28 protein-coding genes, 2 tRNA genes and 1 pseudogene are annotated in these 26,089 nt (G+C 67.2%); 6 read left to right on the top strand and 25 right to left on the bottom strand.

Going from position 1 to position 26,089, the window contains the following annotated elements:
• From AC1DYP_RS16140 to AC1DYP_RS16050, 19 genes and pseudogenes are all read right to left on the bottom strand, one after another.
• A pseudogene (locus AC1DYP_RS16140) lies at positions 1–110 on the bottom strand (biotin--[acetyl-CoA-carboxylase] ligase); the annotation flags it as partial.
• Position 111: 1 nt separating this feature from the next.
• Complete coding sequence (gene nuoN, locus AC1DYP_RS16135) at positions 112–1,563, bottom strand: NADH-quinone oxidoreductase subunit NuoN (RefSeq protein ID WP_477047187.1); 1,452 nt, start codon at positions 1,561–1,563, stop codon at positions 112–114.
• A gap of 8 nt (positions 1,564–1,571) precedes the next feature.
• Positions 1,572–3,056 carry an NADH-quinone oxidoreductase subunit M gene (locus AC1DYP_RS16130; RefSeq protein ID WP_477047186.1) on the bottom strand — a complete coding sequence of 495 codons (1,485 nt, stop codon included), beginning with the start codon at positions 3,054–3,056 and terminating at the stop codon, positions 1,572–1,574.
• A gap of 9 nt (positions 3,057–3,065) precedes the next feature.
• On the bottom strand, positions 3,066–5,150 hold the full coding sequence (nuoL, locus tag AC1DYP_RS16125; RefSeq protein ID WP_477047185.1) for an NADH-quinone oxidoreductase subunit L: 2,085 nt from the start codon (positions 5,148–5,150) through the stop codon (positions 3,066–3,068).
• A 5-nt stretch (positions 5,151–5,155) separates the two neighbouring features.
• The gene (gene nuoK, locus AC1DYP_RS16120) at positions 5,156–5,461 is read right to left on the bottom strand and encodes an NADH-quinone oxidoreductase subunit NuoK (protein ID WP_056446651.1); all 306 of its coding nucleotides are present in this window, start codon (positions 5,459–5,461) and stop codon (positions 5,156–5,158) included.
• Positions 5,458–6,069 carry an NADH-quinone oxidoreductase subunit J gene (locus AC1DYP_RS16115; protein ID WP_477033923.1) on the bottom strand — a complete coding sequence of 204 codons (612 nt, stop codon included), beginning with the start codon at positions 6,067–6,069 and terminating at the stop codon, positions 5,458–5,460. Before AC1DYP_RS16115 ends, nuoK begins: the two co-directional genes overlap by 4 nt.
• An 82-nt stretch (positions 6,070–6,151) precedes the next feature.
• The gene (nuoI, locus tag AC1DYP_RS16110; RefSeq protein WP_477033924.1) at positions 6,152–6,643 is read right to left on the bottom strand and encodes an NADH-quinone oxidoreductase subunit NuoI; all 492 of its coding nucleotides are present in this window, start codon (positions 6,641–6,643) and stop codon (positions 6,152–6,154) included.
• A 99-nt stretch (positions 6,644–6,742) separates the two neighbouring features.
• Entirely contained in the window at positions 6,743–6,991 is a 249-nt protein-coding gene (locus AC1DYP_RS16105; RefSeq protein ID WP_477033925.1) for a hypothetical protein, read from the bottom strand.
• Positions 6,988–8,061: an NADH-quinone oxidoreductase subunit NuoH gene (gene nuoH / locus AC1DYP_RS16100; protein ID WP_477033926.1), complete on the bottom strand. Its 1,074-nt coding sequence runs from the start codon at positions 8,059–8,061 to the stop codon at positions 6,988–6,990. Before nuoH ends, AC1DYP_RS16105 begins: the two co-directional genes overlap by 4 nt.
• A gap of 4 nt (positions 8,062–8,065) precedes the next feature.
• Positions 8,066–10,126 carry an NADH-quinone oxidoreductase subunit NuoG gene (gene nuoG, locus AC1DYP_RS16095; protein WP_477047184.1) on the bottom strand — a complete coding sequence of 687 codons (2,061 nt, stop codon included), beginning with the start codon at positions 10,124–10,126 and terminating at the stop codon, positions 8,066–8,068.
• Positions 10,127–10,132: 6 nt separating this feature from the next.
• A complete protein-coding gene (gene nuoF / locus AC1DYP_RS16090) occupies positions 10,133–11,452 on the bottom strand; it encodes an NADH-quinone oxidoreductase subunit NuoF (RefSeq protein WP_477033928.1) in 1,320 nt (439 codons plus the stop codon).
• A gap of 3 nt (positions 11,453–11,455) precedes the next feature.
• The gene (locus AC1DYP_RS16085; protein WP_477047183.1) at positions 11,456–11,719 is read right to left on the bottom strand and encodes a hypothetical protein; all 264 of its coding nucleotides are present in this window, start codon (positions 11,717–11,719) and stop codon (positions 11,456–11,458) included.
• A complete protein-coding gene (locus AC1DYP_RS16080; protein WP_477047182.1) occupies positions 11,716–11,946 on the bottom strand; it encodes a hypothetical protein in 231 nt (76 codons plus the stop codon). Before AC1DYP_RS16080 ends, AC1DYP_RS16085 begins: the two co-directional genes overlap by 4 nt.
• A complete protein-coding gene (gene nuoE / locus AC1DYP_RS16075; protein WP_477047181.1) occupies positions 11,946–12,632 on the bottom strand; it encodes an NADH-quinone oxidoreductase subunit NuoE in 687 nt (228 codons plus the stop codon). The genes AC1DYP_RS16080 and nuoE overlap by 1 nt, the downstream gene beginning before the upstream one ends.
• The gene (locus AC1DYP_RS16070; RefSeq protein WP_477033932.1) at positions 12,629–12,961 is read right to left on the bottom strand and encodes a nuclear transport factor 2 family protein; all 333 of its coding nucleotides are present in this window, start codon (positions 12,959–12,961) and stop codon (positions 12,629–12,631) included. The genes nuoE and AC1DYP_RS16070 overlap by 4 nt, the downstream gene beginning before the upstream one ends.
• Entirely contained in the window at positions 12,958–14,208 is a 1,251-nt protein-coding gene (locus AC1DYP_RS16065) for an NADH-quinone oxidoreductase subunit D (protein ID WP_477047180.1), read from the bottom strand. The genes AC1DYP_RS16070 and AC1DYP_RS16065 overlap by 4 nt, the downstream gene beginning before the upstream one ends.
• Positions 14,209–14,213: 5 nt before the next feature.
• On the bottom strand, positions 14,214–14,867 hold the full coding sequence (locus AC1DYP_RS16060) for an NADH-quinone oxidoreductase subunit C (RefSeq protein WP_477047179.1): 654 nt from the start codon (positions 14,865–14,867) through the stop codon (positions 14,214–14,216).
• Positions 14,864–15,481, bottom strand: coding sequence for a NuoB/complex I 20 kDa subunit family protein (locus tag AC1DYP_RS16055; protein ID WP_477033935.1), 618 nt, complete (start codon positions 15,479–15,481; stop codon positions 14,864–14,866). The genes AC1DYP_RS16060 and AC1DYP_RS16055 overlap by 4 nt, the downstream gene beginning before the upstream one ends.
• Positions 15,451–15,828 (bottom strand): NADH-quinone oxidoreductase subunit A, encoded by a 378-nt coding sequence (locus tag AC1DYP_RS16050; protein ID WP_035074791.1) that lies wholly within the window; start codon positions 15,826–15,828, stop codon positions 15,451–15,453. Before AC1DYP_RS16050 ends, AC1DYP_RS16055 begins: the two co-directional genes overlap by 31 nt.
• A 311-nt stretch (positions 15,829–16,139) precedes the next feature.
• On the opposite strand from AC1DYP_RS16050, the gene AC1DYP_RS16045 reads away from it, so the two are divergent.
• Both AC1DYP_RS16045 and AC1DYP_RS16040 read left to right on the top strand, forming a co-directional pair.
• Positions 16,140–16,216: transfer RNA gene (locus AC1DYP_RS16045), tRNA-Asp, on the top strand.
• A 77-nt stretch (positions 16,217–16,293) separates the two neighbouring features.
• A tRNA-Asp gene (locus tag AC1DYP_RS16040) sits at positions 16,294–16,370 on the top strand.
• 19 nt (positions 16,371–16,389) lie between these two features.
• On the opposite strand, the gene AC1DYP_RS16035 is transcribed toward AC1DYP_RS16040, so the two are convergent.
• Positions 16,390–17,388, bottom strand: a complete 999-nt coding sequence (locus AC1DYP_RS16035) for a hypothetical protein (protein WP_477047178.1) — start codon at positions 17,386–17,388, stop codon at positions 16,390–16,392.
• A gap of 21 nt (positions 17,389–17,409) precedes the next feature.
• Complete coding sequence (locus AC1DYP_RS16030) at positions 17,410–17,715, bottom strand: UBP-type zinc finger domain-containing protein (RefSeq protein ID WP_477047177.1); 306 nt, start codon at positions 17,713–17,715, stop codon at positions 17,410–17,412.
• Between the two features lie 58 nt (positions 17,716–17,773).
• Here AC1DYP_RS16030 and AC1DYP_RS16025 point away from each other — a divergent pair, with 58 nt between their 5' ends.
• Entirely contained in the window at positions 17,774–18,853 is a 1,080-nt protein-coding gene (locus AC1DYP_RS16025; protein ID WP_477047176.1) for an LLM class flavin-dependent oxidoreductase, read from the top strand.
• Here AC1DYP_RS16025 and AC1DYP_RS16020 read toward each other — a convergent pair.
• Together AC1DYP_RS16020 and AC1DYP_RS16015 are read right to left on the bottom strand one after the other, a co-directional pair.
• Positions 18,850–20,085 carry a glycosyltransferase family 4 protein gene (locus AC1DYP_RS16020; RefSeq protein WP_477047175.1) on the bottom strand — a complete coding sequence of 412 codons (1,236 nt, stop codon included), beginning with the start codon at positions 20,083–20,085 and terminating at the stop codon, positions 18,850–18,852. The genes AC1DYP_RS16025 and AC1DYP_RS16020 overlap by 4 nt on opposite strands.
• Positions 20,086–20,369: 284 nt before the next feature.
• Positions 20,370–21,242, bottom strand: a complete 873-nt coding sequence (locus tag AC1DYP_RS16015; RefSeq protein WP_477033940.1) for an SPFH domain-containing protein — start codon at positions 21,240–21,242, stop codon at positions 20,370–20,372.
• Positions 21,243–21,359: 117 nt separating this feature from the next.
• On the opposite strand from AC1DYP_RS16015, the gene AC1DYP_RS16010 reads away from it, so the two are divergent.
• The gene (locus AC1DYP_RS16010; RefSeq protein ID WP_477047174.1) at positions 21,360–22,613 is read left to right on the top strand and encodes a glycosyltransferase; all 1,254 of its coding nucleotides are present in this window, start codon (positions 21,360–21,362) and stop codon (positions 22,611–22,613) included.
• Here AC1DYP_RS16010 and AC1DYP_RS16005 read toward each other — a convergent pair.
• Positions 22,610–23,716, bottom strand: coding sequence for a winged helix DNA-binding domain-containing protein (locus AC1DYP_RS16005; RefSeq protein WP_477047173.1), 1,107 nt, complete (start codon positions 23,714–23,716; stop codon positions 22,610–22,612). The genes AC1DYP_RS16010 and AC1DYP_RS16005 overlap by 4 nt on opposite strands.
• A gap of 5 nt (positions 23,717–23,721) precedes the next feature.
• Entirely contained in the window at positions 23,722–24,915 is a 1,194-nt protein-coding gene (locus AC1DYP_RS16000) for an esterase-like activity of phytase family protein (RefSeq protein WP_477047172.1), read from the bottom strand.
• A 252-nt stretch (positions 24,916–25,167) separates the two neighbouring features.
• On the opposite strand from AC1DYP_RS16000, the gene AC1DYP_RS15995 reads away from it, so the two are divergent.
• Together AC1DYP_RS15995 and AC1DYP_RS15990 are read left to right on the top strand one after the other, a co-directional pair.
• Positions 25,168–25,623, top strand: a complete 456-nt coding sequence (locus AC1DYP_RS15995; RefSeq protein WP_477047171.1) for a GIY-YIG nuclease family protein — start codon at positions 25,168–25,170, stop codon at positions 25,621–25,623.
• 1 nt (position 25,624) lies between these two features.
• On the top strand, positions 25,625–25,837 hold the full coding sequence (locus AC1DYP_RS15990; RefSeq protein WP_477047170.1) for a hypothetical protein: 213 nt from the start codon (positions 25,625–25,627) through the stop codon (positions 25,835–25,837).
• The last annotated feature ends 252 nt before the right edge of the window (positions 25,838–26,089 follow it).

Raw genomic sequence — 26,089 nt, 5'->3', positions numbered from 1 at the left:
ATCCAGACCGGGCCCGCCTCCCCGGCTTCCGCGCGGCGACGGGCCTCGGCGTTGGTCGAGTCGATTTCGTCCAGGACGACGACGGGCGCGGGCGAAAGAGCGCCCGTCACGTCACGCGTGGCCAAAGGCCGCCGCGGCGGCCCTGGCCGCGGGGTCCAGCCAGATCAGCGCGACCAGCACGATCGGGAACGAGAAGGCGGCGGCCACGAATCCGACCGCGCGGGCGATCGGCTGCGGCTTGTCCACCGCGCCGGCCGGTGCGTCGAACCACATCGTCTTGATCAGACRCAGATAGTAGAACGCCGCGACCACGCTGCCGACCAGGCCCAGCACCGCCGCCCATTGCAGCAGCACGTCGCCCGAACCCATGGCCGCGCCGAAGACGTAGAACTTGGCCCAGAAGCCCGAGAACGGCGGCATGCCCAGGGCCGACAGCGAGAACGCGGTCATGGCCACGGCGATGCCCGGACGGTGCTTCACCAGACCGGCCATGTCCTCGATGGTCTCCATCGGCTTGCCGTCGCGCGACAAGGCTTGAAGGCAAGCAAAGAAGCCGGTGACGTCGACCATGTACAGGGTCATGAACAGCAGCATCGAGTGCAGCCCGGTCTCGCCGCCGGTCGCCACGCCCAGCAGGGCGTAGCCGACATTGGCGATCGAGCTGTAGGCCCACAGGCGCTTGAGGTTGTTCTGGGCCAGGCCCGCGAAGGCGCCGACGAAGACCGAGGCCAGGGCGGTGATGACCAGGATCTGGCGCCACTGGGCCACCGAGTCCGGGAAGGCGTCGCCCAGCACGCGGGCGAACATCATCATGGCGGCCAGCTTCGGCGCGGCGGCGAAGAAGCCGACGACCGGGGTCGGGGCGCCTTCGTAGACGTCCGGGGTCCACATGTGGAACGGCGCGGCCGAGACCTTGAACGCCAGGCCGCAGAGCAGGAACACCAGGCCGAACAGCAGGCCCGTGCCGTGCCCGCCATGGGCCATGGCGGCGCCGGCGGCGGCGATGTCTTCGAAGCGGGTCGAGCCGGCGAAGCCGTAGATCAGCGACGCGCCGTACAGCAGCAGGCCCGACGACAGCGCGCCCAGCACGAAGTACTTCAGGCCCGCTTCCGACGACTTGGCGTCGTCGCGGCGGAAGGCGGCCAGGACGTACAGCGCCAGCGACTGCAGCTCGACGCCGATATAGAGGCTGATCAGGTCGCCGGCCGAGGCGGTGACGCCCATGCCCAGCGCCGACAGGATCACCAGCACGGCGAACTCGAACTTCTGGTCGCCGCGAACGGCCAGCCAGCGGTCGCCCAGCACGATCGCCACGGCGCTGAAGCCGAAGATCGCGACCTTGGCGTAGGTGGCGGCCGCGTCGGCGGAATAGACGCCGTTGAAGGCGTGGCCGTGCGGCCCGACCACGGCGGCGACGGCCGCGCCCAGCAGGGCCAGGACGGCCGCGCCGGTGAACAGCGGCGTGACCTTGCCGTGGAAGGCGCCCCAGACCAGCAACACCAGGGCCGAGGCCCCGAGGATCACTTCGGGAAGAACGAGGGAGAAGTTGGCGGCGAACGTCATGGGGTCCCTCACCCGCCCACGGCGGCGCGCCAGGCGCCGACGAGCCCGTCGACGGACGACGCGGTCAGGTTGAAGATGAGATTGGGATAAACACCGAGCACCAGGGTGCCGATGATCAGCGGAGCGAAGATCAGGATCTCGCGCTTGTCGAGGTCGGTGATGGTCTTGAGCTCGGGATTGACGATCTCGCCGAACATCACGCGACGGTACAGGTTCAGCGCGTAGACCGCCGACAGGATCACGCCCGTCGTGGCGACGATCGCCGTCCAGGTCGAGGCCTGGTAGGTCCCGGTCATGGTCAGGATCTCGCCGACGAAGCCCGAGGTGCCCGGCAGGCCGACATTGCCCATCGTGAACAGCATGAACACCGCCGCATACCAGGGCATGCGGTTGGTGAGGCCGCCGTAGAAGGCGATCTCGCGGGTGTGCATGCGGTCATAGACCACGCCGACGCAGAGGAAGAGCGCGCCCGAGATCAGGCCGTGGCTCAGCATCTGGAAGATCGCGCCCTGCTCGCCCGCCACGTTGCCCGAGAAGATGCCCATGGTCACGAAGCCCATGTGGGCCACCGACGAATAGGCGATCAGCTTCTTGATGTCGGTCTGACGGAAGGCGACCAGTGAGGTGTAGACGATGGCGATGGCCGACATCGCGAACACCAGCGGCTGGAACAGCTCCGAGGCGTTGGGGAACATCGGCAGGCTGAAGCGCAGGAAGCCGTAGCCGCCCATCTTCAGCAGGATGCCCGCCAGGATCACCGAACCGGCCGTCGGCGCCTCGACGTGGGCGTCGGGCAGCCAGGTGTGGACCGGCCACATCGGCATCTTGACCGCGAAGCTGGCGAAGAAGGCCAGCCACAGCCAGGTCTGCAGCCACGGGGCGAACTTGAAGACCATCAGCGCCGGGATCGACGAGGTGTGGGCGATGGCGATCATCGACAGGATGACCGCCAGCATCAGCACCGAGCCGAGCAGCGTGTAGAGGAAGAACTTGTAGGCCGCGTAGACCCGGCGCTTGCCGCCCCAGATGCCGATGATCAGGAACATCGGAACCAGGCCGCCCTCGAAGAAGAGGTAGAACAGGATCAGGTCCAGGGCGCAGAACACGCCGACCACCAGGGTCTCCAGGACCAGGAAGCAGATCAGGTACTCGACCACCCGCTTGTCGACCGACTTCCAGCCGGCGATCACGCAGATCGGCAGCAGGAAGGTGGTCAGCAGGACGAACAGGATCGAGATCCCGTCCACGCCCATGCGGTAGTGCAGGCCCGCGAACCAGTTGAGGTCTTCCACGAACTGGAAGCCCGGGTTCTTCGGGTCGAACTGGGCGACCAGCACGACCGACAGGGCGAAGGTGACCAGGGTGGTCGCCAGGGCGATCCACTTGGCCAGGTTGTCCGTCTTGGCGCTGTCGCCCTGCATGGCGCGAACCGCCAGCAACAGGACCACGCCGACGAGCGGGGCGAAGGTGGTGAGGCTGAGAAGGCCGGTCATCGATCTTCCCTAGTGGAAGCGGAACAGGGCGTAGGCCAGCAGACCGGCGACACCGAGCAGCATGACGAACGCATAGTGGTAGAGGTAGCCGGACTGCAGCTTGCCGGTCCGACGGCCGACGCCGTAGCTGACGGCGCTGACGCCGTCCGGTCCGAAGCCGTCGATCAGCTTCTGATCGCCGCCCTTCCAGAACAGGTCGCCGAGGAACTTGGCCGCGCGCACGAAGGTGGCTTGGTACAGCTCGTCGAAGAACCACTTGTTGTAGAAGAACACATACAGTGGGCCGTTGCGGGCCGCCAGGGCGGCGCCGAGGCGCTCGTTGCCCTTGATCAGATAGACCCAGACGGCGATCAGCAGGCCGACGATCGAGGCGATCAGCGGGCTCCACTTCACCCACTCGGCCACTTCGTGGGCCTCGTGCAGCACGTGGTTGGTCGGGGCGTTGAAGATCGCGCCGCGCCAGAACTCTTCCTGATGGTGGCCGACGAAGAAGTCGGTGAAGAAGAAGCCGGCGAAGATGGCGCCGACCGACAGCACGATCAGCGGAACCAGCATCACCCAGGGGCTCTCGTGCGGCTTGTGATCATGGCCGTGGCCATGGTCGTCGTGTGTATGATCGTCCGGCAGCGGCTCGTCGTGGGTTTCGATCTGGGCGTGCGAGGCATGGTCGTCATGACCATGCGCATCATGCGCGTGATGATCGTCGTGACCCCAACGGGCCTGGCCGTTGAAGGTGAAGAACGCCAGGCGCCAGGAGTAGAACGAGGTCAGGCCGGCCACCAGCACGCCGATCACCCAGGCGAACATCGCGATGCCGTTGTGACCGCCGGCGGCGTAGGCCGCCTCGATGATGGTGTCCTTCGAGTAGAAGCCGGCGAAGCCAAGGTGCAGGGGCGGAAGGCCCAGGCCCGTGATGGCGATGGTGCCGATGGTCATGGCGAAGAAGGTCACCGGCAGCAGCTTGGCCAGGGCGCCGTACTTCCGCATGTCCTGCTCGTGGTGCATGCCGTGGATAACCGAACCGGCGCCCAGGAACAGCAGCGCCTTGAAGAAGGCGTGGGTGAACAGGTGGAACATCGCCGCCTGATAGGCGCCGACGCCGGCCGCGAAGAACATGTAGCCCAGCTGCGAACAGGTCGAATAGGCGATGACCCGCTTGATGTCGTTCTGGGTCAGGCCGACCGTGGCCGCGAACAGGGCCGTGATCGCGCCGATCACCGTGACGATGTTCTTGGCGACGGGCGCGTATTCGAACATCGGCGACAGCAGGCACAGCATGTAGACGCCGGCGGTGACCATGGTCGCCGCGTGGATCAGGGCCGAGACCGGGGTCGGGCCTTCCATGGCGTCCGGCAGCCAGGTGTGCAGGAAGAACTGCGCCGACTTGCCCATCGCGCCGATGAACAGCAGGAAGCAGGCGATGTCGACCAGCGGGAAGGTGTGGCCCGCGAACTCCCAGGTGCGCGCCGCGCCGGCGGCGATCTGCGGGAAGATCTCGTGGAACTGGATCGAACCGAACGCCCAGTAGGTGGTCATGATGCCCAGGGCGAAACCGAAGTCGCCCACGCGGTTCACGACGAAGGCCTTGATGGCCGCGGCGCTGGCCGAGGGCTTCTTGAACCAGAAGCCGATCAGCAGGTACGAGGCCAGGCCCACCCCTTCCCAGCCGAAGAACAGCTGCATGAAGTCGGCGGCGGTGACGAGTGCCAGCATGGCGAAGGTGAACAGCGACAGGTACGCGAAGAAGCGCGGCTTGCTGTCGTCCTCGGCCATGTAGCCCCAGGAATAGACGTGCACGAGGGCCGATACCGTCGTCACCACGATCAGCATCACGCACGACAGGGCGTCGATGCGGATGGACCAGTTGGAGACGAAGTTCCCCACATGGATGAAGGGCAGCAGGTCGACCGTGAAGGCCTCCATGTGGCCCCAGGTCCACTGGCTGAACGTGTACCAGGACAGGCCGCAGGCCAGCAGCAGGCCGCCGGTCGTGATCGCCTGCGAGGCGACGTTGCCGATGCGGCGGCCGAACAGGCCGGCGATGATCGCGGCGATAAGCGGCGCGAAGACGATGATGGTGACGAGAGTCTGCACTGCGATCAGCCCTTCATCACGCTGGCGTCGTCGACGGCGATGTCTCCGCGGTTACGGAAGAACGTCACCAGGATGGCCAGGCCGACGGCCGCTTCGGCCGCGGCGACGGTCAGCACGAACATGGCGAAGACCTGCCCCACCACGTCGTGCAGATAGACCGAGAAGGCCACCAGGTTGATGTTCACCGCCAGCAGGATCAGCTCGATCGACATCAGGATGACGATGATGTTCTTGCGGTTCACGAAGATGCCGAAGACGCCGATCGTGAACAGGATGGCGGCGACGACGAGATAATGAGACAGGCCGATCATTCGCTGATCCCCGCGCCGGGCTTGATCTGCACGATTTCCATTCCGGTCTTGGGCGTGCGGGCGTTCTGCTGGCCGATGTTCTGGCGCTTGACGCCCGGCTTGTGACGCAGGGTCAGGACGATGGCGCCGATCATGGCCACCAGCAGCACGAGGCCCGCCAGTTGGAAGAAGAAGATGTAGTCGGTGTAGAGCACCCGGCCGATCGCCTCGGTGTTCGGCACGCCGCCCGGTGAGGCGTTGGGGATCGCGTTCTTGCCGGCCGCGCCGCCCGTCACCACCGAGGCGGCGACCATGATCATCTCGATCGTCAGCACCCCGCCGACCAGACCGCCGACCGGCAGGTACTGGGCGAAGCCCTGTCGCAGCTCGGCGAAGTCCACGTCGAGCATCATCACGACGAACAGGAACAGCACCGCGACCGCGCCCACATAGACGACGATCAGCAGCATCGCCAGGAACTCCGCGCCCAGCAAGACGAAGAGACCGGCGGCCGAGAAGAAGGCGGTGATCAGGAAGAGCACCGAGTGCACGGGGTTCTTGGCCGAGACGACCAGAAGACCCGCCGCCACGGTCGCTACCGCGAGCAAATAGAAAGCTATCGCCTGCAAGGCAGGTGCTCCCTCAGAAAACCACAAAAACCCGACGTGCCGGACGGCCCCGCCGCTAACCCTCGGAATCGCGACCCGTCCTTTAGCGGTAGGGCGCGTCCAACTCCAGATTCTTCGCGATCAGCCGTTCCCAACGGTCGCCGTTGTCGAGCAGCTTTTCCTTGTCGTAGTAAAGTTCCTCGCGCGTCTCGACGGCGAACTCGATGTTCGGCCCCTCGACGATGGCGTCCACCGGGCAGGCCTCCTGGCACAGGCCGCAGTAGATGCACTTGACCATGTCGATGTCGTAGCGGGTCGTGCGGCGGCTGCCGTCGTCACGCGGCTCGGCCTCGATGGTGATGGCCTGGGCCGGGCAGATGGCTTCGCACAGCTTGCAGGCGATGCAGCGCTCTTCGCCCGACGGATAGCGGCGCAGGGCGTGCTCGCCGCGGAAACGGGGCGACTGCGGGCCGCGCTCGTTCGGATAGATCACGGTCTTCTTGGGCGCGAGCATGTACTTGATGCCCAGGCCGAAGGCGCCCGCGAAGTCGAGCAGAGCCACGCCCTTGACCGCCTGTGTGATGCGCTGGAACACCAGAGCTCTCCTAACACTTCATCTCTTGGGAGGGACGAACGCCCCTGCCCGCGTCGATCCGTTCGCGGCCGCCCACCCACCGGATGAGGACCGTTCGCGTCACTTGCCCGACTTCGGGATGACGCAGGTGTAGTTCGAAAGCTGGGTGGGGTCGCCCCCGTCCTGCTTGGCTTCGATCTTGCCGCCGTCGGCGGCGCATCTCTCGCTGTCGCGACGCAGCTGGTCATAACCGGCCGTGCCGCGCCCCAGCGAATAGGACGTCTTGGCCGGAGCCGCGCCGTCGGTCGCGCAGCCGGCCAGGATCAGGCCGAGGGCGGCGACCGCCAGATATGCCCTTCCGCCGATCACCCCTGGATCCCGAAGACGCGCCAGGCCGAGACCAGCATCACCAGCACCAGCGACATCGGCAGGAAGACCTTCCAGCCCAGGCGCATCAGTTGGTCGTAGCGGTAGCGGGGCACGATGGCCTTGGCCATGGCGATCATGAAGAACGCCACCACGATCTTGAAGTAGAACACCAGGGCCAGCAGGAAGTTGACCAGGAACGGCGGCCAACCGGCCGTGAAGCCGATCGGGAAACCGGGGTTCCAGCCGCCGAAGAACAGGACGCTGATCATCGCGCACATCAGGACGATGTTCGAATATTCGGCGACCATGAACAGCAGGTACGGGGTCGAGCTGTACTCGACCTGGTAGCCGGCCACGAGTTCGGATTCAGCTTCCGGAAGGTCGAACGGAGGGCGGTTGGTCTCGGCCAGGGCCGAGATGAAGAACATGCCCATCGCGATGATCATCACCGGGGCCAGGATGATGTTCTTCAGGCCGGAGCCGCCGAACACGTTCCAGTTCCAGATCCAGCCGGCTTGCTGTTCGACGATGGAGCTGAGGTTCATGGTGCCGGCCAGCAGGATCACCGTGATGATGATCAGGCCGATCGACACTTCGTACGACACCATCTGCGCCGCCGAACGCAGCGCGCCCAGGAACGGGTACTTCGAGTTCGAAGCCCAGCCGCCCATGATGATGCCGTAGACGCCCAGCGAGCTCATCGCCAGCAGGTACAGGATGCCGACATTGAGGTTGGAGACCACCCAGCCCGGCGCGAACGGCACCACGGCCCAACCCACGAAGGCCAGGACCAGGCTCAGCAGCGGGGCCAGCAGGAAGATCACCTTGTCGGCGCCGGCCGGGATGATGATTTCCTTCAGCACGAACTTGAAGAAATCGGCGAAGGACTGCAGCAGGCCGAACGGACCCACCACGTTGGGGCCCTTGCGCATCTGCACGCCGGCCCAGATCTTGCGGTCGGCCAGCAGCAGGAAGGCCAGGCTCAGCAGCACCCAGATCACCACCAGCAGGATCCCGCCGGTGGTCAGCAGGGTCCAGGTCACGGCGGGGTTGGAGAAGAATTCGCTCACCGGCCTACTCCGCCGCGATCTTGGCGGCGCCGGAAACCGTGGCCGCGCATTCGGCCATGGTCACGCTGGCGCGCGCGATGGGGTTGGTCAGGTGGAAGGCCTTGATCGGGCTTTCGAACGGGGCGTCCGAAAGCTCGCCGGCGGCGCCCAGGCCCGCCAGGTCGAACGACGTGGCGATCGAGCCCGGCGCGAAGTCGATCTGGCCGAAGGTCGGGTGCTCGGCGAAGAGCTTGGCGCGCAGCTGGTCCAGGCTGTCATAGGGCAGCTTGACGCCCAGGTGCTCGGAGAGGGCCCGCAGGATCGACCAGTCTTCCTTGGCGTCGCCCTTGGGGAACACCGCCCGCTCGCCCATCTGGACGCGGCCTTCGGTGTTCACATAGAGGCCGTTCTTCTCGGTGTAGGCCGCGCCCGGCAGGATGACGTCGGCCTTGTGGGCGCCGGCGTCGCCGTGGGTGCCCAGATAGACCTTGAAGGCGTCCGAGGCGGCGGTCTCGCACTCGTCTGCGCCCAGCAGGAACAGCACGTCCAGCGCGCCCGGCTTCAGCATCTCCGAGGCCGACAGACCGCCCTCGCCCGGGAGGAAGCCGAGGTCCAGGCCGGCCACGCGGGCGGCGGCGGTGTGCAGCACGTTCCAGCCGTTCCAGCCGTCGCGCACCACGCCGAAGGTCTTTGCCACCGCGGCGGCCGCCTTCAGCACGGCGGCGCCGTCGGCGCGCGACAGAGCGCCCTGGCCGATGATGATCGCCGGACGCTGGGCGTTCTTCAGGGCCGTGACGAAGTCGCTCTTGCTCTTGGCCAGGCCCGACAGGGTCTGGGTCCCGGCGCCGAGATAGTCGTAGTCGAAGGTCAGGTCGGCCTGTTCGCCGATCACGCCGAAGCGGGTCTTGCCGGCGATCCACTGCTTGCGGAAGCGGGTGTTCAGGACCGGGGCCTCGAGGCGCGGATTGGCGCCGATGAACAGCACCACGTCGGCGTTCTCGATGCCGGCGATCGTCGAGTTGAACAGCCAGCTCTCGCGCGGACCCGCGCCCAGGGCCGAACCGTCCTGGCGGGCGTCGAGGTTCTTCACGCCCAGGGCGGTGAACAGGTCCTTGGTCGCCTTCAGGCTCTCGGCGTCCTGCAGGTCGCCGGCGATCACGCCGATGCGGTCAGCCGGAGCGGCCTTGATCTTGGCGGCGACGGCGGCGAAGGCCTGGGCCCAGCTCGCCGGTTGCAGCTTGCCGCCGACGCGGACGTACGGGCGGTCCAGGCGCTGACGCTGCAGGCCGTCCACGGCGTAGCGCGTCTTGTCGCTGATCCACTCTTCGTTGACGTCCTCGTTGACGCGCGGCAGCACGCGCAGCACCGCGGCGCCGCGGGCGTCGACGCGGATGGCCGAGCCCAGGGCGTCCATGACGTCGACGCTCTCGGTCTTCTTCAGCTCCCAGGGCCGCGCCTCGAAGGCGTACGGTTTGGAGGTCAGGGCGCCGACAGGGCAAAGATCGATGACGTTGGCGCTGAGCTCCGACGTCACCGCCGCGCCCAGATAGGTCGTGATTTCAACGTCTTCGCCGCGCGAGATCAGGCCGATCTCCGGCGAGCCGGCGACTTCGGTGATGAAACGGACGCAGCGCGTGCACTGGATGCAGCGGGTCATCACGGTCTTGATGAGCGGGCCCATGGCCTTCTCTTCGACCGCGCGCTTGTTCTCTTCGTAACGGCTGTCGTCGCGGCCATAGCCCATGGCCTGGTCCTGCAGGTCGCACTCGCCGCCCTGGTCGCAGATCGGGCAATCCAGCGGGTGGTTGATGAGCAGGAACTCCATCACCCCTTCACGGGCCTTCTTGACCATCGGGGTCTTGGTGAAGATCTCCTGGCCCTCGGCGGCCGGCAGGGCGCACGACGCCTGCGGCTTGGGCGGGCCGGGCTTCACCTCGACCAGGCACATGCGGCAGTTGCCGGCGATGCTCAGACGCTCGTGATAGCAGAAGCGCGGGATCTCTTCCCCGGCCAGTTCCGCCACCTGCAGAACCGTCATGCCGGGCTCGAACTCGACCTCGACGCCGTTGACCTTGGCGATTGCCATAATCGTTTACTCCGCCGCGATCAGCTTGGCGCCCTGCACGTGCAGGCGACCGCTACGATAGGATGCGATCCGGTCCTCCACCTCGTGGCGGAAGTGACGGAACAGGCCCTGGATCGGCCAGGCGGCCGCGTCGCCCAGGGCGCAGATGGTGTGACCCTCGACCTGGGTCGTGACGTCCAGCAGGGTGTCGATCTCTTTCGGATCGGCCTCGCCGGTGGCCATGCGCTCCATGACCCGCCACATCCAGCCGGTGCCTTCACGGCACGGCGTGCACTGGCCGCAGCTCTCGTGCTTGTAGAAGTACGACAGGCGGGCGATGGCGCGGACCAGGTCGGTGGACTTGTCCATGACGATGACGGCCGCGGTGCCCAGACCCGAGCGCAGGTTGCGCAGGGCGTCGAAGTCCATCGGCAGGTCTTCGCACTGTTCGGCGGGGATCATCGGCACGGACGAGCCGCCCGGGATCACGGCCTTCAGGTTGCCCCAGCCGCCGCGAATGCCGCCGCAGTGGTCTTCCATCAGCTGACGGAAGGGGATGCTCATGGCTTCTTCGACGTTGCACGGCAGGTTCACGTGGCCGCTGACGCAGAACAGCTTGGTGCCCGCGTTGTTCGGACGTCCGAAACCGGCGAACCAGGCCGCGCCGCGACGCAGGATCGTGCCGGCGACGGCGATCGACTCGACGTTGTTGACCGTGGTCGGCATGCCGTACAGGCCCGCGCCGGCCGGGAACGGCGGCTTCAGGCGCGGCTGGCCCTTCTTGCCTTCCAGGCTTTCCAGCAGGGCCGTCTCTTCACCGCAGATATAGGCGCCGGCGCCGTGATGGACGTAGAGGTCGAAGTCCCAACCGTGGACGTTGTTCTTGCCGATCAGCTTGGCCTCGTAGGCCTGCTTGATGGCGGCTTCCAGCACTTCGCGCTCACGAACGTATTCGCCGCGAATGTAGATGTAGCAGGCGTGGGCCAGCATGGCGCGCGAGGCGATCAGGCAGCCTTCGATCAGGAGGTGCGGGTCATGCCGCATGATCTCCCGGTCCTTGCAGGTGCCCGGCTCGGACTCGTCTGCGTTGACGACCAGGTAGTGCGGACGACCGTCCTTCACTTCCTTGGGCATGAACGACCACTTCAGGCCGGTGCCGAAGCCCGCCCCGCCCCGGCCGCGCAGGCCGGAGTTCTTCATGTTGTCGATGATCCAGTCGCGACCCGCGTCCAGGATGTCCTTGGTGCCATTCCAGCAGCCGCGCTTCTTCGCGCCCTCGAGGCCCCAATCGTGGAGACCGTAGAGGTTCGTGAAGATGCGGTCCTTGTCTTCGAGGATACCGACCATGACTCAGCTTTGCGGATCGAATGGATGGGCGCGCACATAGCGCGTCCGACGAATGATGACATAGGCGAAAAGCACCCAAGCGGCGCCTATCACCAGGAAAGCGACAGGAACGGCCCAGGCGGGCGCTTCCGGGCTCATCCGGCCCCAGATCAGGAGCAGAGCCCCGACCAGAGAGCCGAGCAGGCCGGCGATGCGCTCGTTGCGGTAAAGACCACGGATGGTCCTCACATAGGCCACGCGCTTGGCAAGGAGTTGGTCGTCGGTCACGACGGCTTGCCCTCCTCGTCCTGCTTGGCGGCCTTCATCCAGCCCAGGATGAACCAGATCTGCGCGCCCAGGCCGACGGCGATGGCGCCGATGAACACGGGCGCCAGCCAGGCGATCTTGGCGGCGACGAACCCGATGATCGCCGCGCCGGCCAGCACGAAGCAGACCACGTCGATGGCGAACATCGTGGTCAGGCGCTTCTTCTGGATGGCGTCGGCGTTTTGCATCAGGCCGCCGGCTCCGTCTTCGGAGCCTTCTTCGGCTTTTCGGGCAGGTTCGGGATCTTGATCTTCTTGGCCAGCGAGCCGTCGAACAGCTTCGGGTCCGTCAGGGTCTGGATCTTGCCCTTGGGTTCCGACGCGCCACGGCCTTCATAGCTGCCCGGCTTGGGCGAMTTGCCGGCGGCGAAGTCGTCGAGGATCTGGGCCAGGCTCTCCGGCGTCAGGTCCTCGTAGTAATAGTCGTTGATGGCGGCCATCGGCGCGTTGCAGCACGCGCCCAGGCACTCGACCTCTTCCCAGCTGAACTTGCCGTCGGCCGAGACGTCGTTGGCTTCGCCGATCTTGGCCTTCAGCACGGCCTTCAGGTCCAGCGCGCCGCGCAGCTGGCACGGCGTGGTGCCGCACAACTGGACGAAGGCGACCTTGCCGACCGGCTGCAGCTGGAACATCACGTAGAAGGTGGCGACCTCCAGCACGCGGATGACCGGCATGGTCAGCTGCTTGGCGATCTCCTGGATGGCGGGCTCGGAGACCCAGCCTTCCTGCTTCTGGGCCAGCCACAGCATCGGGATCACCGCCGACTGCTTGCGCTCGGCGGGATACTTGGCTTTCCACCAGTCGGCCTTGGCCTGGCTCTCGGTCGAGAACGCGAAGCTGGCGGGCTGGTCCTTTGCTAAACGACGGACGCTCATCGTGCGAAATCCACGCGGGCGATCTTGTCGCCCCTGAAGGTGTAGATGGCGGCGACCTGGAAGGGCGCGTCGCCGTTGCCGCGGTCGACGTGCTCGTGATCGATCACGTTCGCGCCCACCACGATGCGGTTGAGAAGCTTGGCCTTATTGTTCGGGAACTGCGCGAACGCGGCCTCGTACCACGCGCGATAGGCCTCGATCCCCGTGCGCGCCACGTCGCCGTTCAGGCCGGCGACCACGACGTCGTCGGCGAAATGGGCGCAGTGGGCGTCCAGGTCCTGGGCGTTGTAGGCGTCCAGCTGGGCCTGAGCGATCGCTTCCAGGCTCACCGGTCGACCTCGCCGAACACGATGTCGAGCGAGCCCAGGATGGCCGAGACGTCGGCCAGTTGGTGGCCGCGGTTCATCCAGTCCATCGCAGCCAGGTGCGAGAAGCCTGGAGCCTTGATCTTGCAGCGGTACGGCTTGTTGGTGCCGTTCGACACCAGGAACACGCCGAACTCGCCCTTGGGGGCCTCGACCGACGCGTAAACCTCGCCCTCCGGCGTGCGGAAGCCTTCGGTGTAGAGCTTGAAGTGGTGGATCAGGGCTTCCATCGACCGCTTCATCTCGGCGCGGCGCGGCGGGCTGACCTTGTTGTCCTCGGTCATCACCGGGCCGGGCGTGGCGCGCAGCTTGGTGATGGCCTGCAGGATGATCTTGGTCGACTCGCGCATCTCCTGCATGCGGCACAGATAGCGATCGTAGCAGTCGCCGTTCTTGCCCAGCGGGATGTCGAACTCGAAGTCGTTGTAGCACTCGTAGGGCTGGTTGCGGCGCAGGTCCCAGGCGATGCCCGAGCCGCGCACCATCACGCCCGAGAAGCCCCAGGCCAGCGCGTCTTCCTTGGTCACCACGCCGATATCGACGTTGCGCTGCTTGAAGATGCGGTTGTCGGTGATCAGGCCTTCGATGTCGTCGCAGATCTTCGGGAAGGCTTTCGCCCACTTCTCGATGTCGTCGATCAGCGACGGGGTCAGGTCCTGGTGGACCCCGCCCGGACGGAAGTAGTTGGCGTGCAGGCGAGCGCCGCAGGCGCGCTCGTAGAACACCATCAGCTTCTCGCGCTCCTCGAAGCCCCACAGCGGCGGCGTCAGGGCGCCGACGTCCATGGCCTGGGTCGTGACGTTCAGCAGGTGGTTCAGCACCCGGCCGATCTCGCAGAACAGCACGCGGATCAGGCTGCCGCGCATCGGCACGTCCACGCCCAGCAGCCTCTCGATGGCCAGGCAGAACGCATGTTCCTGGTTCATCGGCGCCACGTAGTCGAGGCGGTCGAAGTACGGGATGTTCTGGAGGTAGGTGCGGGCCTCCATCAGCTTCTCGGTGCCGCGATGCAGCAGGCCGATGTGCGGATCGACGCGTTCGACGATCTCGCCGTCCAGCTCCAGCACCAGGCGCAGCACGCCGTGCGCGGCCGGGTGTTGCGGGCCGAAGTTGATGTTGAACTTGCGCACCGGGGTTTCCGGCACGGCCGGCAGCGACGGCGCGTCGTGGAAGAAGTCGGTCGCGGCGGCGGGGGAGTTGGAACCAGTCATGACTCTTACGCGTCCCCTGCCCGCTTCTCGGCCTTCTCGTCGCCCGGCAGGGCGTACTTGGCGCCCTCCCACGGAGACATGAAGTCGAAGGCGCGGAACTCGGTGATCTTCACGGGCTCGTAGACCACGCGCTTCAGCTCGTCGTCGTAGCGGACCTCGACATAGCCCGTCATCGGGAAGTCCTTCCGCAGCGGGTGGCCGTGGAAGCCGTAGTCGGTCAGGATCCGGCGCAGGTCGGGGTGACCGTCGAAGAAGATCCCGTACATGTCGAAGGCTTCGCGCTCGAACCAGTCGGCCACCGGGAACACCGGCGTGACGCTGGGAACGGCGGTGTCCTCGTCGGTCTGGACCTTGAGGCGCACCCGGTGGTTCTTGATCAGCGACAGCAGGTGATAGACGACGTCGAACCGGCGCTCGCGCTCCGGGTAGTCCACGCCGGTCAGGTCGACCAGTTGGTGGAAACGGTAGTCGGGGTGGTCGCGCAGGTAGGTCAGCGCCTGGACGATGCGGTTGGCCGGACCCAGCAGGTTCAGCTCGCCGAACGCCACGGACCAGGCGGTGATCGCGCCGGCCGAGTTGGCGACAATCGCCTGGCCCAGGGCCTCGAGCGGCGACAGGGCCGGCTCGGGGGTCACTTCGGTGGAAACAACGTCGGTCATCGCTCGATCGTCCCCGTGCGACGGATCTTCTTCTGCAGCTGCAATACGCCGTAGACCAGGGCCTCGGCGGTGGGCGGGCAGCCGGGAACATAGATGTCGATCGGCACGATCCGGTCGCAGCCGCGCACGACGCTGTAACTGTAGTAGTAGTAGCCGCCGCCGTTGGCGCAGCTGCCCATCGAGATGACGTAGCGCGGCTCGGGCATCTGGTCGTAGACCTTGCGCAGAGCCGGAGCCATCTTGTTGGTCAGGGTGCCGGCGACGATCATCACGTCCGACTGGCGCGGGCTGGCGCGCGGCGCGAAGCCGTAGCGCTCCAGGTCGTAGCGCGGCATGGCCGAGTGCATCATCTCGACGGCGCAGCAGGCCAGGCCGAAGGTCATCCACATCAGCGAGCCGGTACGGGCCCAGGTGATCAGGTCGTCGGCGGCCGCCATGACGAAGCCCTTGTCGGCCAGCTGGCCCGACAGACCGTCGAAATAGGGGTCGTGCAGCTTGGGGTCATAGCCCTGCACGGTCGACCGCGCGGCCGAGCCGGCGGGAACGAGCGGGGAGCTGGGCGCCGCGCCGGTGGGGGGAACGATCACTCCCATTCGAGGGCGCCCTTCTTCCATTCGTAGATGAAGCCGACGGTCAGAACACCCAGGAAGACCATCATCGACCAGAACGCGAAGGCGGCCACGTCATGCGGCAGCTTCATCAGCGAGACGGCCCACGGGAACAGGAACGCCACTTCCAGGTCGAAGATGATGAACAGGATCGAGACCAGGTAGAACCGGACGTCGAACTTCATGCGCGCGTCGTCGAAAGCATTGAAGCCGCATTCGTAGGCGGACAGCTTTTCCGGGTCCGGCGCCTTGGGCGCGAGCACCGCGGCGGCAAGGATGAAGGCGATGCCGATGACCGCCGCGATCCCTAGGAAGATCACGATCGGCAGATACTGGAGAAGGAAGGCGTTCATGACAGCCCTTGGCTTGAATCGAGCGGGTTGTAGCCCAGTGTCGCCGACGCTTCAAACGCCTGCGCCACATTGAGAAACGGTCGCAACTAGACCGCCTTTACCTAACGGCGATCTGTGAAAAACGGACACCGGCGCGTGCATCGCGAACAGCACGTCGGATTGTTGCTTTTTGGCCGGTCCGGATGAAATCCCGCCCGCCTCGGCCACGTTTTGTCGCTTCTTCGATATGGCCGTTGACACGAGTCTTCGCCCGACATATCAGACGCCCCTCGCCGCACGGCGGGTCGCACTTCGCTTCGGCGGAGCCTGATGCGGATGTAGCTCAGTTGGTTAGAGCGCCGGCCTGTCACGCCGGAGGTCGCGGGTTCAAGTCCCGTCATTCGCGCCACTTCCCTGAAGTTGGCTGCTTCCCACCGCCAGGCTAGTCTATGGAACGACCGCGCCGGACATTGGTTCGCGCCCGACGCGGATGTAGCTCAGTTGGTTAGAGCGCCGGCCTGTCACGCCGGAGGTCGCGGGTTCAAGTCCCGTCATTCGCGCCACTTCCCCTTCCCTTGCAGATCAGCCGCCACGACGCGTAGCGGCCGGCGGATCGCTGGCCGGAAAGCTTTCTTCCAGCTCCTCATCCAGCACGATGTCCTGATGCAAGTCATCCAGCACGGCGTCATGCACGGGCCTTTCGACGGGTTGTCCTGCCAGCCAGAGCGCCACGTTACGCGCATAGAGCCTGATGTCGCGTTGAGCCTGCGGCGAACGCGACAGGGTGTCGCCGGGCGGTTCGGAGACGAAGCTGGGCGCACCGACGGCGGGATCCCAGTTGTAGTTGGCGAAGTGATGGAACGTGGATTGGGCCACCGCGGGGCCGCCATCCGGCGAGGGTTCGAACGCCACGGCCAGGTTGAAGGCCGCGCCGCTGACTTTGCTGACGCCCGTGGCGATCACCCGCGCGGTCGAATCATCGGCCGGCGCGCCGACCGCCCCTTCGTGAGGATGCGACGGCAGGAAGCGTATGGCCCCGCTTTCCGAGGCGGCGTCGCTCAGGACGGGATGGACGTCGCCCACGATCTTGATGGTCTGGAAGTCGCCGTTCGCGCCGGAATGATAGTTCGGCCAGCTGATGTAGGTCGTGAACGGGTCGTCGATCTGGTGGCGTGATCCGTCCGGATCCTGATTCTTGCTGTGAAAGTAATGCGCCGCCCCGACCCCGCCCAAGGTGCAGACGCTGCTGCCCAGGTCCTGGTGGTCGCGCGTCACCATCAGGCCGCCGCCACGAGCCCGGAACCGCGAGATGGCCGTGCATTCGTCAGCGCTGAGCCCGTCGCCCACATCGACCGCAAACAGCCACATCGCCGCGAAATCCGACTCCTCCAGCTCCGATAACACCGGATCGGGCCTGTCGAGCGGTCCACGGTCGCGAGCCACGACCTCGAAGACCGGTTCGCCGTCAGGGTCGCGAAGCTGCCCCAAATAGTCCGCCAGCATCGAGAACCGGGCGATCGACCAGTCTTCGGCGGCCGTCTGGATGGTGGTCTGGAGGAGAATCTTGCTCGGCTTGCCCATGGCGGAGGTCTCGACGCTCGATCAATAGAAACGTGGGATGGGCCCAGGATGTGGGGTCGGCGCATCGAATTCGAAGAACTCCTCGTCGACATAACACCATCCCCAGCCTTCCGGCGGGTCGTAGCCCTCGATGATCGGGTGGCCCGTCAGTTTGAAATGCTTGGTGGCGTGCTTGTTCTTGGACTGGTCGCAGCAGCCGACATGACCGCACGTGCGGCAAAGCCGAAGGTGCAGCCAAAGATCGCCGGACTGCAGGCATTCCTCGCAGCCGGCCGTTCCCGGCGTCACGTCCTGGATCTGGTCGAGGTGGGTGCATTTCAAGGCCATGGCCGTCTCCCGCTCACCGCCAGCGCGGTCTCACATCGCGATTAGTGCGCGGATCGCGATGACGCGGCTAGTAGGAAGCTGCTGCCTTGAGGTTCGCCCTTCGCGTCCCGATCTAGCGTGCATGTCGCACGCCCATCCCCTGCCCTTTTCCGTCCTCGACCTGGCCCCCGTTCCGCAAGGAACCAGCGTCGGCCAAGCCCTTCACAACAGCCTGGACCTGGCTCGCCACGCCGAAGGGCTGGGCTATCACCGCTACTGGCTGGCCGAGCACCACAACATGCCGGGAATCGCCAGCGCCGCGACCGCCGTGGTCATCGGCCACGTGGCGGCCGGCACCTCGACGATCCGGGTCGGTTCGGGCGGCGTCATGCTGCCCAACCACGCGCCGCTGATGGTGGCCGAGGCGTTCGGGACCCTGGCCGCCCTCCATCCCGGCCGCATCGACCTGGGTCTGGGCCGCGCGCCCGGCACCGACCAGGCCACCATGCGGGCCTTGCGCCGCTACATGGGCGCGGTCGACAGCTTCGCCCAGGACGTCGTCGAGTTGCAGGCCTGGTTCCAGCCGGCCCAGCCGGGCCAGGCCGTGCGCGCCGTGCCTGGCGAAGGCCAGGACGTGCCGCTCTGGCTCTTGGGCTCCAGCACCTACAGCGCCCAGTTGGCCGCCGCCCTGGGCCTGCCCTTCGCCTTCGCCGCCCACTTCGCGCCCGACCAGTTGATGGAGGCGATCGCCGTCTATCGGCGCACCTTCAAGCCGTCGGCGGCCTTGGCCCAGCCTTACGTCCTGGTCTGCATCGGGGTCTGCGCGGCCGACACGGATGACGAGGCCCGCCGCCTGTCCACCTCAAGCCAGCAGCAATTCGTGGCCCTGCGTCGCGGCAAGCCGGGCCTGCTGCCGCCGCCGGTCGACGATATTCGCGAGGTCGCCTCGGAGGCCGAGATCGCGGGGCTGGACCACACCTTCCGCTATTCGGCGATCGGCTCGCCCGACACGGTCCGCGCCAAGATCCAGAAGGTGCTGGACGCCACCGGCGCGGACGAGTTGATGGCCGCCTCGCAGATCCACGATCACGGGGCGCGCCTGCGGTCCTACGAGATCCTGGCCCAGGTGCGCGGCCAGCTGACGAAGGCCGCCGCCTAGTTCCAGCCGATCAGTTCGGGGACCGGCGCGGCGGCCACGTCCTCGAAGGCGGCGCAGCCGGTGAGCCGGCCGTAGATCGCCGACAGCTTGCGAAACACCGGGTCCCAGCCGTGCCGCAGCTCGGCCCGCTGTCGCGCGGCCTGGCCCAGGGCCCTCACGTCGCGGGCGAACACCGACTCGACCGCCTCGGCGAATGCGCGGGCCTCCGAGGCCGTGGCCAGGGCCCCGACCGTTTCGTCCACCGACTCGGCCACGCCGCCGGCGTCGACGCCGATCACCGGCAGGCCGCAGGCCATGGCCTCCAGCACGATCAGGCCGAACGGCTCGTTGTCGTTGGCGTGGACGAAGGCGTCGCAGCCGGCCAGCACGGCGGCCAGGCTCTGCGGGTCGCGCTGATAGTCCATGCAGATCACCCGATCGCTGGACGGCGCTCCGGAGCCCGCCCCCACGAACAGCAGCACGTAGGGATCGCCCAGGCGCTCGACCGCCTCGACCAGCACGTCCAGCTTCTTCTCCTTGGCCGGACGACCGGCGAACACCAGGATCCGATGACGGCTGGTCAGGCCCAGCTTGCGCCGCAAGGCCTCGCGGTCGCCGCGGTGCGGATTGAAGATCTCGGTGTCGACGCCCAGCGGCAGGCCGATGGCGTTCTGGACCCCCGCCTCGATCAGCCGCCCGGCGATGAACTGGCTGGGCGCCACGGCCTGGTCGAACTGGCTGTAGATCGCCGCCCAGCGTTTCTGCACCGGCTTTTCCGCCCATTCGCCGATATGCAGCGCCGCCAGGGCGCCCAGATCGGTGTGGCAGAAGCCGACCACCGGCACGCCCAGGGCGTCGCCGGCCTTCAGGGCCGCCAGACCCGGGGTGTACGGATCACCGGCCTCGATGATGTCGGGCCGCTGGCGGATCAGGCGCTCCATCCAGGCGTTCTTGACCACCGGCCAGCGATAGCCGTCGCCGAACGGCAGAGGCGCCGCGTAGATCGAGACTCGTCCGTGACCGTCATGCGCGTCGCGCGGACCGGGCACCACGAGCGTGTGCCGGACCTGGGGCCGATTCGCCGCGATCCACGTCCGCTTGGAGTTCAAATAGCGACGCACTCCACCGCTGCGAGGCGCGTAGAGCATGGTGGTGTCAACCAGCCTGACCGGCTTGCCGCCGGACCGGACCGCCCTGAACAGGGGTTCTTCTGCCTCGTTGAACGCCGAGGGCGGATCAAACCTCAAATCCATCACGCCGGAACCTCGCTTAGTCAGCCGCGCCCACCGAGGCGGCCACAGAGCCTTAAGACACTCACGGGGACGGAGGTTCCTCCGAAGCTGAACCGCTGTCCAGCGGTCGCAGCGCACCGCGGTGCAACAGGGCTTCGCGCAATAGCATTTCGACCTGGGCGTTGACACTACGCAGTTCGGCCGCCGCAAGATGTTCGACGGCGGCCAGCACTTCGGGGCGCACGCGCATCAGGAACGCGCGGCGCCCGCTTTTCGGCGACTCGGGTGGGGACGCGGCCAACGGATCAGCCGTAGAGCGTGCCGGTGTTGACCACGGGCTGGGCCTCGCGATCGGCGCACAGCACCACCAGCAGGTTGGACACCATCGCCGCCTTGCGCTCGTCGTCCAGGACGACGACGTCCCGCTCGCTGAGCTGTTGCAGGGCGTTCTCGACCATGCCGACCGCGCCGGCGACGATCGTGCGGCGCGCCGCCAGCACCGCTTCGGCCTGCTGGCGCTTGAGCATCGAGCCGGCGATCTCCGGAGCGTAGGCCAGATGCATCAGGTGGGTCTCGTCGATCGCCACCCCGGCCACCGCCGTGCGGCCGCGCAGATCGCTGCGCAGGCGCTCGCCAACCTGGTCTGCGTCGGCCCGCAACGTGGGTTCGCCGCTGTCGTCGTGGTCATAGGCGTAGTGCGACGCCGTTTCCCGCAGCGCGGTCTCGATCTGGATATTCACGAACGCGGTGTAGTCGTCGACGTCGAACAGGGCCTGGGCTGTGTCCGACACGCGCCAGACGATGTTGGCGGCGATCTCGATCGGGTTGCCGCGCTTGTCGTTGACCTTCAGCCGCTCGCTGGTGACGTTGCGCACGCGCAGGCTGATCTTCTTGCGGCCGTACCAGAACAGCACCCAGCGCAGGCCGGTCCGGCGATCGGTGCCGACATAGGTCCCGAACAGGGTGACGACATAGGCCTCGTTGGGCTGCAGCGAATAGAAGCCAAGGCTGGTCAGCAGGAACAGGACGATCAGCACGGCGCCGACCGCCGGCAGGCCGTGCGTGAAACCCCAGACGGCGGCGGCGATCAGCAGGGGAAGCGACAGCAACGGCAGCCCGCCGCCGATCCCGCCAAAGGCGCGTTCGGTCGATCGGTTGATATTCGGCGCGTCGGACATGGAGCCCTCCAGGTTTGATGTCAAAGTGATATCACTTTGATCGCTTATAGCAAGGCTCGCCCGGACCGCGTAGGCAGGCATCCCCAAGCCTGCAAAAAGCGGGGCGTGCGAGGTCGGATGGCGCGATATCTCTTCACCACCTGGGAAGGCGGCGGCCATGTGCAGCCCATGCTGCTGGTCGCCTGCGACCTGGCGGCGCGCGGCCACGCCGTGCTGGTCCTGAGCGATCCGTGCAACGCGCCCGACGCCGCCGCCCTGGACGTGCCGTTCGGGGCCTGGACGACCGCGCCGTTCCAGACCGGCAAGACCCGTGACGACGACCGGCTGAAGGACCACGAGGCCGACAATCCGCTGGCGGTGATCCAGCGCCTGCTGGACCGGGTGATGGCGGGCCCCGCCCTCGCCTACGCCAAGGACACGCTGGCCGCGATCGACGCCTTCGCGCCGGACGTCGTGGTCTCGCAGGAGCTGCTGCTGGGCCCGATGGCGGCGGCGGAGGCGCGAGGCCTGCCGCTGGCGCTGCTGGCCGCCAATGTCTGGTCGCTGCCGACGATGCCGGGCGCGCCGCCGTTCGGGGCCGGCATGCTTCCGGCGACCAATGACGAAGAACGCGCCATGCACGCCATGGTCGGCCAGATGAGCCGGACCTTCTTCCAGGCCGGCCTGCCCGACCTGAACGCCGCCCGCGCGGCCCTGGGCCTGCCGCCGCTGGCCGACCTGTTCGACCAGCTGGAAGTCGCCAAGACGATCCTTCTGGCCACCAGCAAGGCGTTCGACTTCACGCCGGATCCCCTGCCCGCCCGCTTCGCCTATGTCGGCCCGTATTTGGCCGATCCGGCCTGGGTCGAGCCGTTCGCGCTCCCGTCCGGCGACGCGCCGCTGGTGGTCGTGTCGTTCTCCAGCCTCTACCAGGCGCAGGAACCGGCCCTGCGCGCGATCATCGCCGCCCTTGGCCAGCTGCCGGTGCGCGGCGTGGTGACCACCGGCCCGACGATCGATCCGAGCGAATTCGACGCCCCGGCCAATGTCGCCGTCGTACGGAGCGCCCCGCACGGCGCGTTGCTGAAAGACGCGGCCCTGTTCGTCACCCATGCCGGCCACGGCTCGACCCTGCGGCCGCTGCTGGCCGGCGTGCCGCTGCTGTGCCTGCCGATGGGCCGCGACCAGAACGACAACGCCGCCCGCGTCGCCCATCGCGGCGCAGGCTTGACCCTGCCGGCCGACGCCGGCGTCGAGGCCATCGCCGCCGCCGTGCGGCGCCTGCTGGACGAGCCTGCCTTCAAGGCCGCCGCCGAGAGCCTGGGCGCGGCGATCCGCGCCGACGAGGCCGCCCGGGACGCTGCGCCGGCGCTCGAGGCGCTGGCGACCTAGGTCTCGACGACGTCGATGCGGACATCGTGGACGGCGTTCTTGGCGGCGAAGGCCAGCAGGCGCTCGCCCTCTTCCGCCAGGGCCCTGGCGACGGGCTTGGCGACCTTGTCGAACAGCTCGATCCGCAGGACCGACTCCGCCTTGCCGTCCTCGATCCGCCAACGCCCCGCCGTGGACCCGTCGACCAGGACCGCCGCGCGCAGGATGCCGTTGGCGGTGTAGAGCCGGCTTTTGTGCTCGGCCGATATGATCCGCGAACGGTCGTCGTGGGCCAGCAGCACGTTGTCGAACTCGCCCAGGAAGCGGACAGGCGCTTCGGCCTCGCCCGGCGGCCTGTCCGCCTCGGGCAGATCGAACAGTTCCTGGCCGTCTTCGCCATGAAAGACGGCCAGGGATGGCCGCAGCGCCTCGAACGTGGGCGCCAGACGACTGAGGCCCAGCCAGATCTGAGCATCCGCGACGCTGGCGGGCCCGAACGCCGCCAGGTAGCGCATCACGAGATCGGCCAAGGTCAGGCCCGGCTTGGGCGCTTCGAGCCGATCGGCCATCGCCGCCAGGGTCGGCTGGCCGCCGCGCCCCCACAGACCGCGCGGCGGCAGTTGCAACATCGGCAGATGGATGCGCGCCGCCATGGCCAGGGACTGCGGATCGCGATCGGGCCAACGCGCCGCCAAGGCATCGCGGAGTTGCGCCGCGGTCAGCGGTCCCCGGCCCAGCAGATTCCGCGCGGCGTCCACGACCTCGGCCTGGTCCAACCCGGCCAAGGCGCGGCCATGGACGCTGCCATCGGTCAGAAACCGGTCCAGGCCGCGCTGGATCAGCGGGCGGATCGCCGCGAAGTCGGCCGCCATCGCCACGTGCAGCGTGCCGCGCATCAAGGTCCCGCGCGCGACGCCGAGATCCTCAAGCCGCGCCGACAGGTCGTCGGGCGCGAAACTCTTCAAGCGGGTCCACAGCGCGAAATAGGGCGCGGGCGCCGCCTGGGCCTGAAGAGCGATCAGCCGGTCCAGCGCCTGAGGCACGGAGATTTCGGCGCGCGTCAACAGATGCTGCCGCGCCAGCAACGCGCGGTTCAGCGCCCGTCGGTTCAAGGTCTTCGCCATGGAGCTCACGCCTGGATGCAGCTCGGGCCCGCCGTCGGCCCGCTGTCAGCTAGCGGCGTCCCGAACGTCACCCGGTAGAACGCCGTCTCCCGCCCCTCGACCCCGAAGTCGTTGTCGGTGCTGAGCAGCAGGTCCCGGTCCGAAAGCAGCGCCATGCCCTCCAGGTCGGGGTCGATCCGGGGCCAATCGTCGGTCGAGAGCACCAGGGTCTTGGTCAGGACCGGCGCATCCAGGGTCACGCGATAAAGCTTGGAAGTCCGCGAGATCCGCTCGAGCACCAGCAGCCGGTCGCCGCCCAGCGACACGGCCTCGGAGATCTTCAGGTCATCCGGCCCCACCGGCCCGGCCTCGGCGTCGCGGCGGAAGGTCTCGGGCGCATCGAACGGATAGAAGTGTTCGGCCAGCGGCGCGCCGGTCCGGGCGTCCAGCGTCCAGAGCCTGGCGCGCCCCCGCCCTTCGGCGACGACTTCGTCCTCCGGCGCCAGCGGGCTTTGCAGGATCACATGCAGCCGCGCCTCGTCCGGCGACAAGGCCAGGGCCTCGAAGCCGCGGTTCAGGCGCCGGCGGGCGGACAAGGCCGGCAGCACCGCCTCGACCCGATAGGCCGCCCCCGCCAGGCCCGCGCTCTCGCCTTCTGGAACCCAGCGCGCCTGGACCACGCCGTCGGCCGCCACGACCAGGATCGAGGGAGCGTACTCGTCGGCCACCCGGAAGGTCCCGTCGGCCAGGGCCGCGACACCCTCGGTGTCGCCTCCCCTGAGACTTTCGCCCAGCAAGGCGCCCGACAGGTCGAAGGCGGGCTCCATGGCCGCTGTGTCGCCTCCGGGGCCCGGAAGGCCGTCGAAGGCCGCGCCGGTCGCGTCGCGCAGGGGCAGGACCTGGAGGCAGGTGACCGTGTCGCCCTCGACGCGCAGTTGGGCCAGCATCGGACCGATCGCCGGACGCGGCATGATCTTGGCCCCCTCCCGCCCGACCAAACCCGACAGGTGCGCCAGGCCGTGATCCTCGACCGCCGGCCCGACCTTGATGTTGGGGCCGCGATCCCCGATCGCCCAGACCACGCCGGGCGGATCGCCCGCTCGCCGCGCCAGGCCGGAGCCCAGGCCCAGGGTGATGGCCAACCGCCCGCGCGGCGTCTCGACCTCGTCGAGAGCATGGTCGGTCCAGGTCAGGCGGGTGACGGTGATCGCGGCGGCCATGCCCGATCAGTGCGGGCGGCGGAGGCGAAAGTCCATCGCCCGTCGGACCGTGAGTTCGAAGTGGGATTTTGGTGGGCGGTGAGGGGATCGAACCCCCGACCCTCTCGGTGTAAACGACCTGCCTTATGGGTCGGATATTGAAATCTCACATCTTTTCGTTCGCTACCGTGCGCCTGAATCACGCTCTGTTCACGTCAGAATGAGATCAATTTGGGGAGTTTCTGGGTAGCGCGTCCTGAGGGCCAGCCAAACGTGCCGAGAGCCAAGCCCAAGACCGACGAAAACGGCGACCGCCAGGCGCGCTATCGTGGCCGGCCCATCGTCCCTGTCGTCTACTTTGTCCAGGCCGTCACCATGGGCCTGATCAAGATCGGCATGACGGTCGATATGTCAGACCGCCTCAAGACCCTGCAGGTTGGCTGCCCTGACGAACTGAAGCTTCTCGGGGTCATCTATGATCGACGCGCCCTCCGTATCGAGCAGGCCCTGCATGCGCGCTTCAACGAGCACCACGTGCGAGGCGAGTGGTTCCGGCCGGACCCAAGTCTACTGGCCTACATCGCGCAGTGGCCCGAGGAGCGCATAGCGGAGCGGGTGCGCGTTGAGGTTCTTCACGCGCTCGGTGGTCCGCGACCTAAGCGCCGGTCTTTGATCATCCCGTGGCCGGACGCGTGCGCGATCACCCTCACCCCTCTACAGGAGACATGAAATGGCCATCCCGCATGAAGACCTGCTCATTGAGCACATCCCTCTCCGCGACCGCGAGCATCTCGGGTCGCTGCGCCTGAACGACGGAAAGCACGCGCTTCGGGTCACGCACATCCCGACCGGCCTCCGCGTCGAGATTCAGCACGAGCGCGGTGGCGGCCTCAAGATGCGCGACAAGGCCATCTCGATGATTGAATGGGGCCTGCTGCCCTAGGCGATTGACCCCCGCCCTCTCCCGCCCCACCTCTGGCGCATGGAAGCCGGAGTCCCACTTCACGACTACCGCCGCCTCGGCGCCGACGTGCTCCTCTTCTGCCGAGCCTGCGTCTACGACAAGGTCATCCCGCTAGAGGAGGTGATCGCCAGGCTGAACGCTCGCGGTTTTGACGGTGAGAACGTGGGGATCGTGGAGCTTTCCCGGTTCACGACGCACGCCTGTCCGAAGTGCGGGGCGCGGTCGTGGGAA

Source organism: Caulobacter sp. P1_D6, from assembly GCF_056406095.1.
The sequence above is the reverse complement of the archived record's forward strand: the minus strand, read 5'-3'. Positions and strand labels throughout refer to the sequence as shown.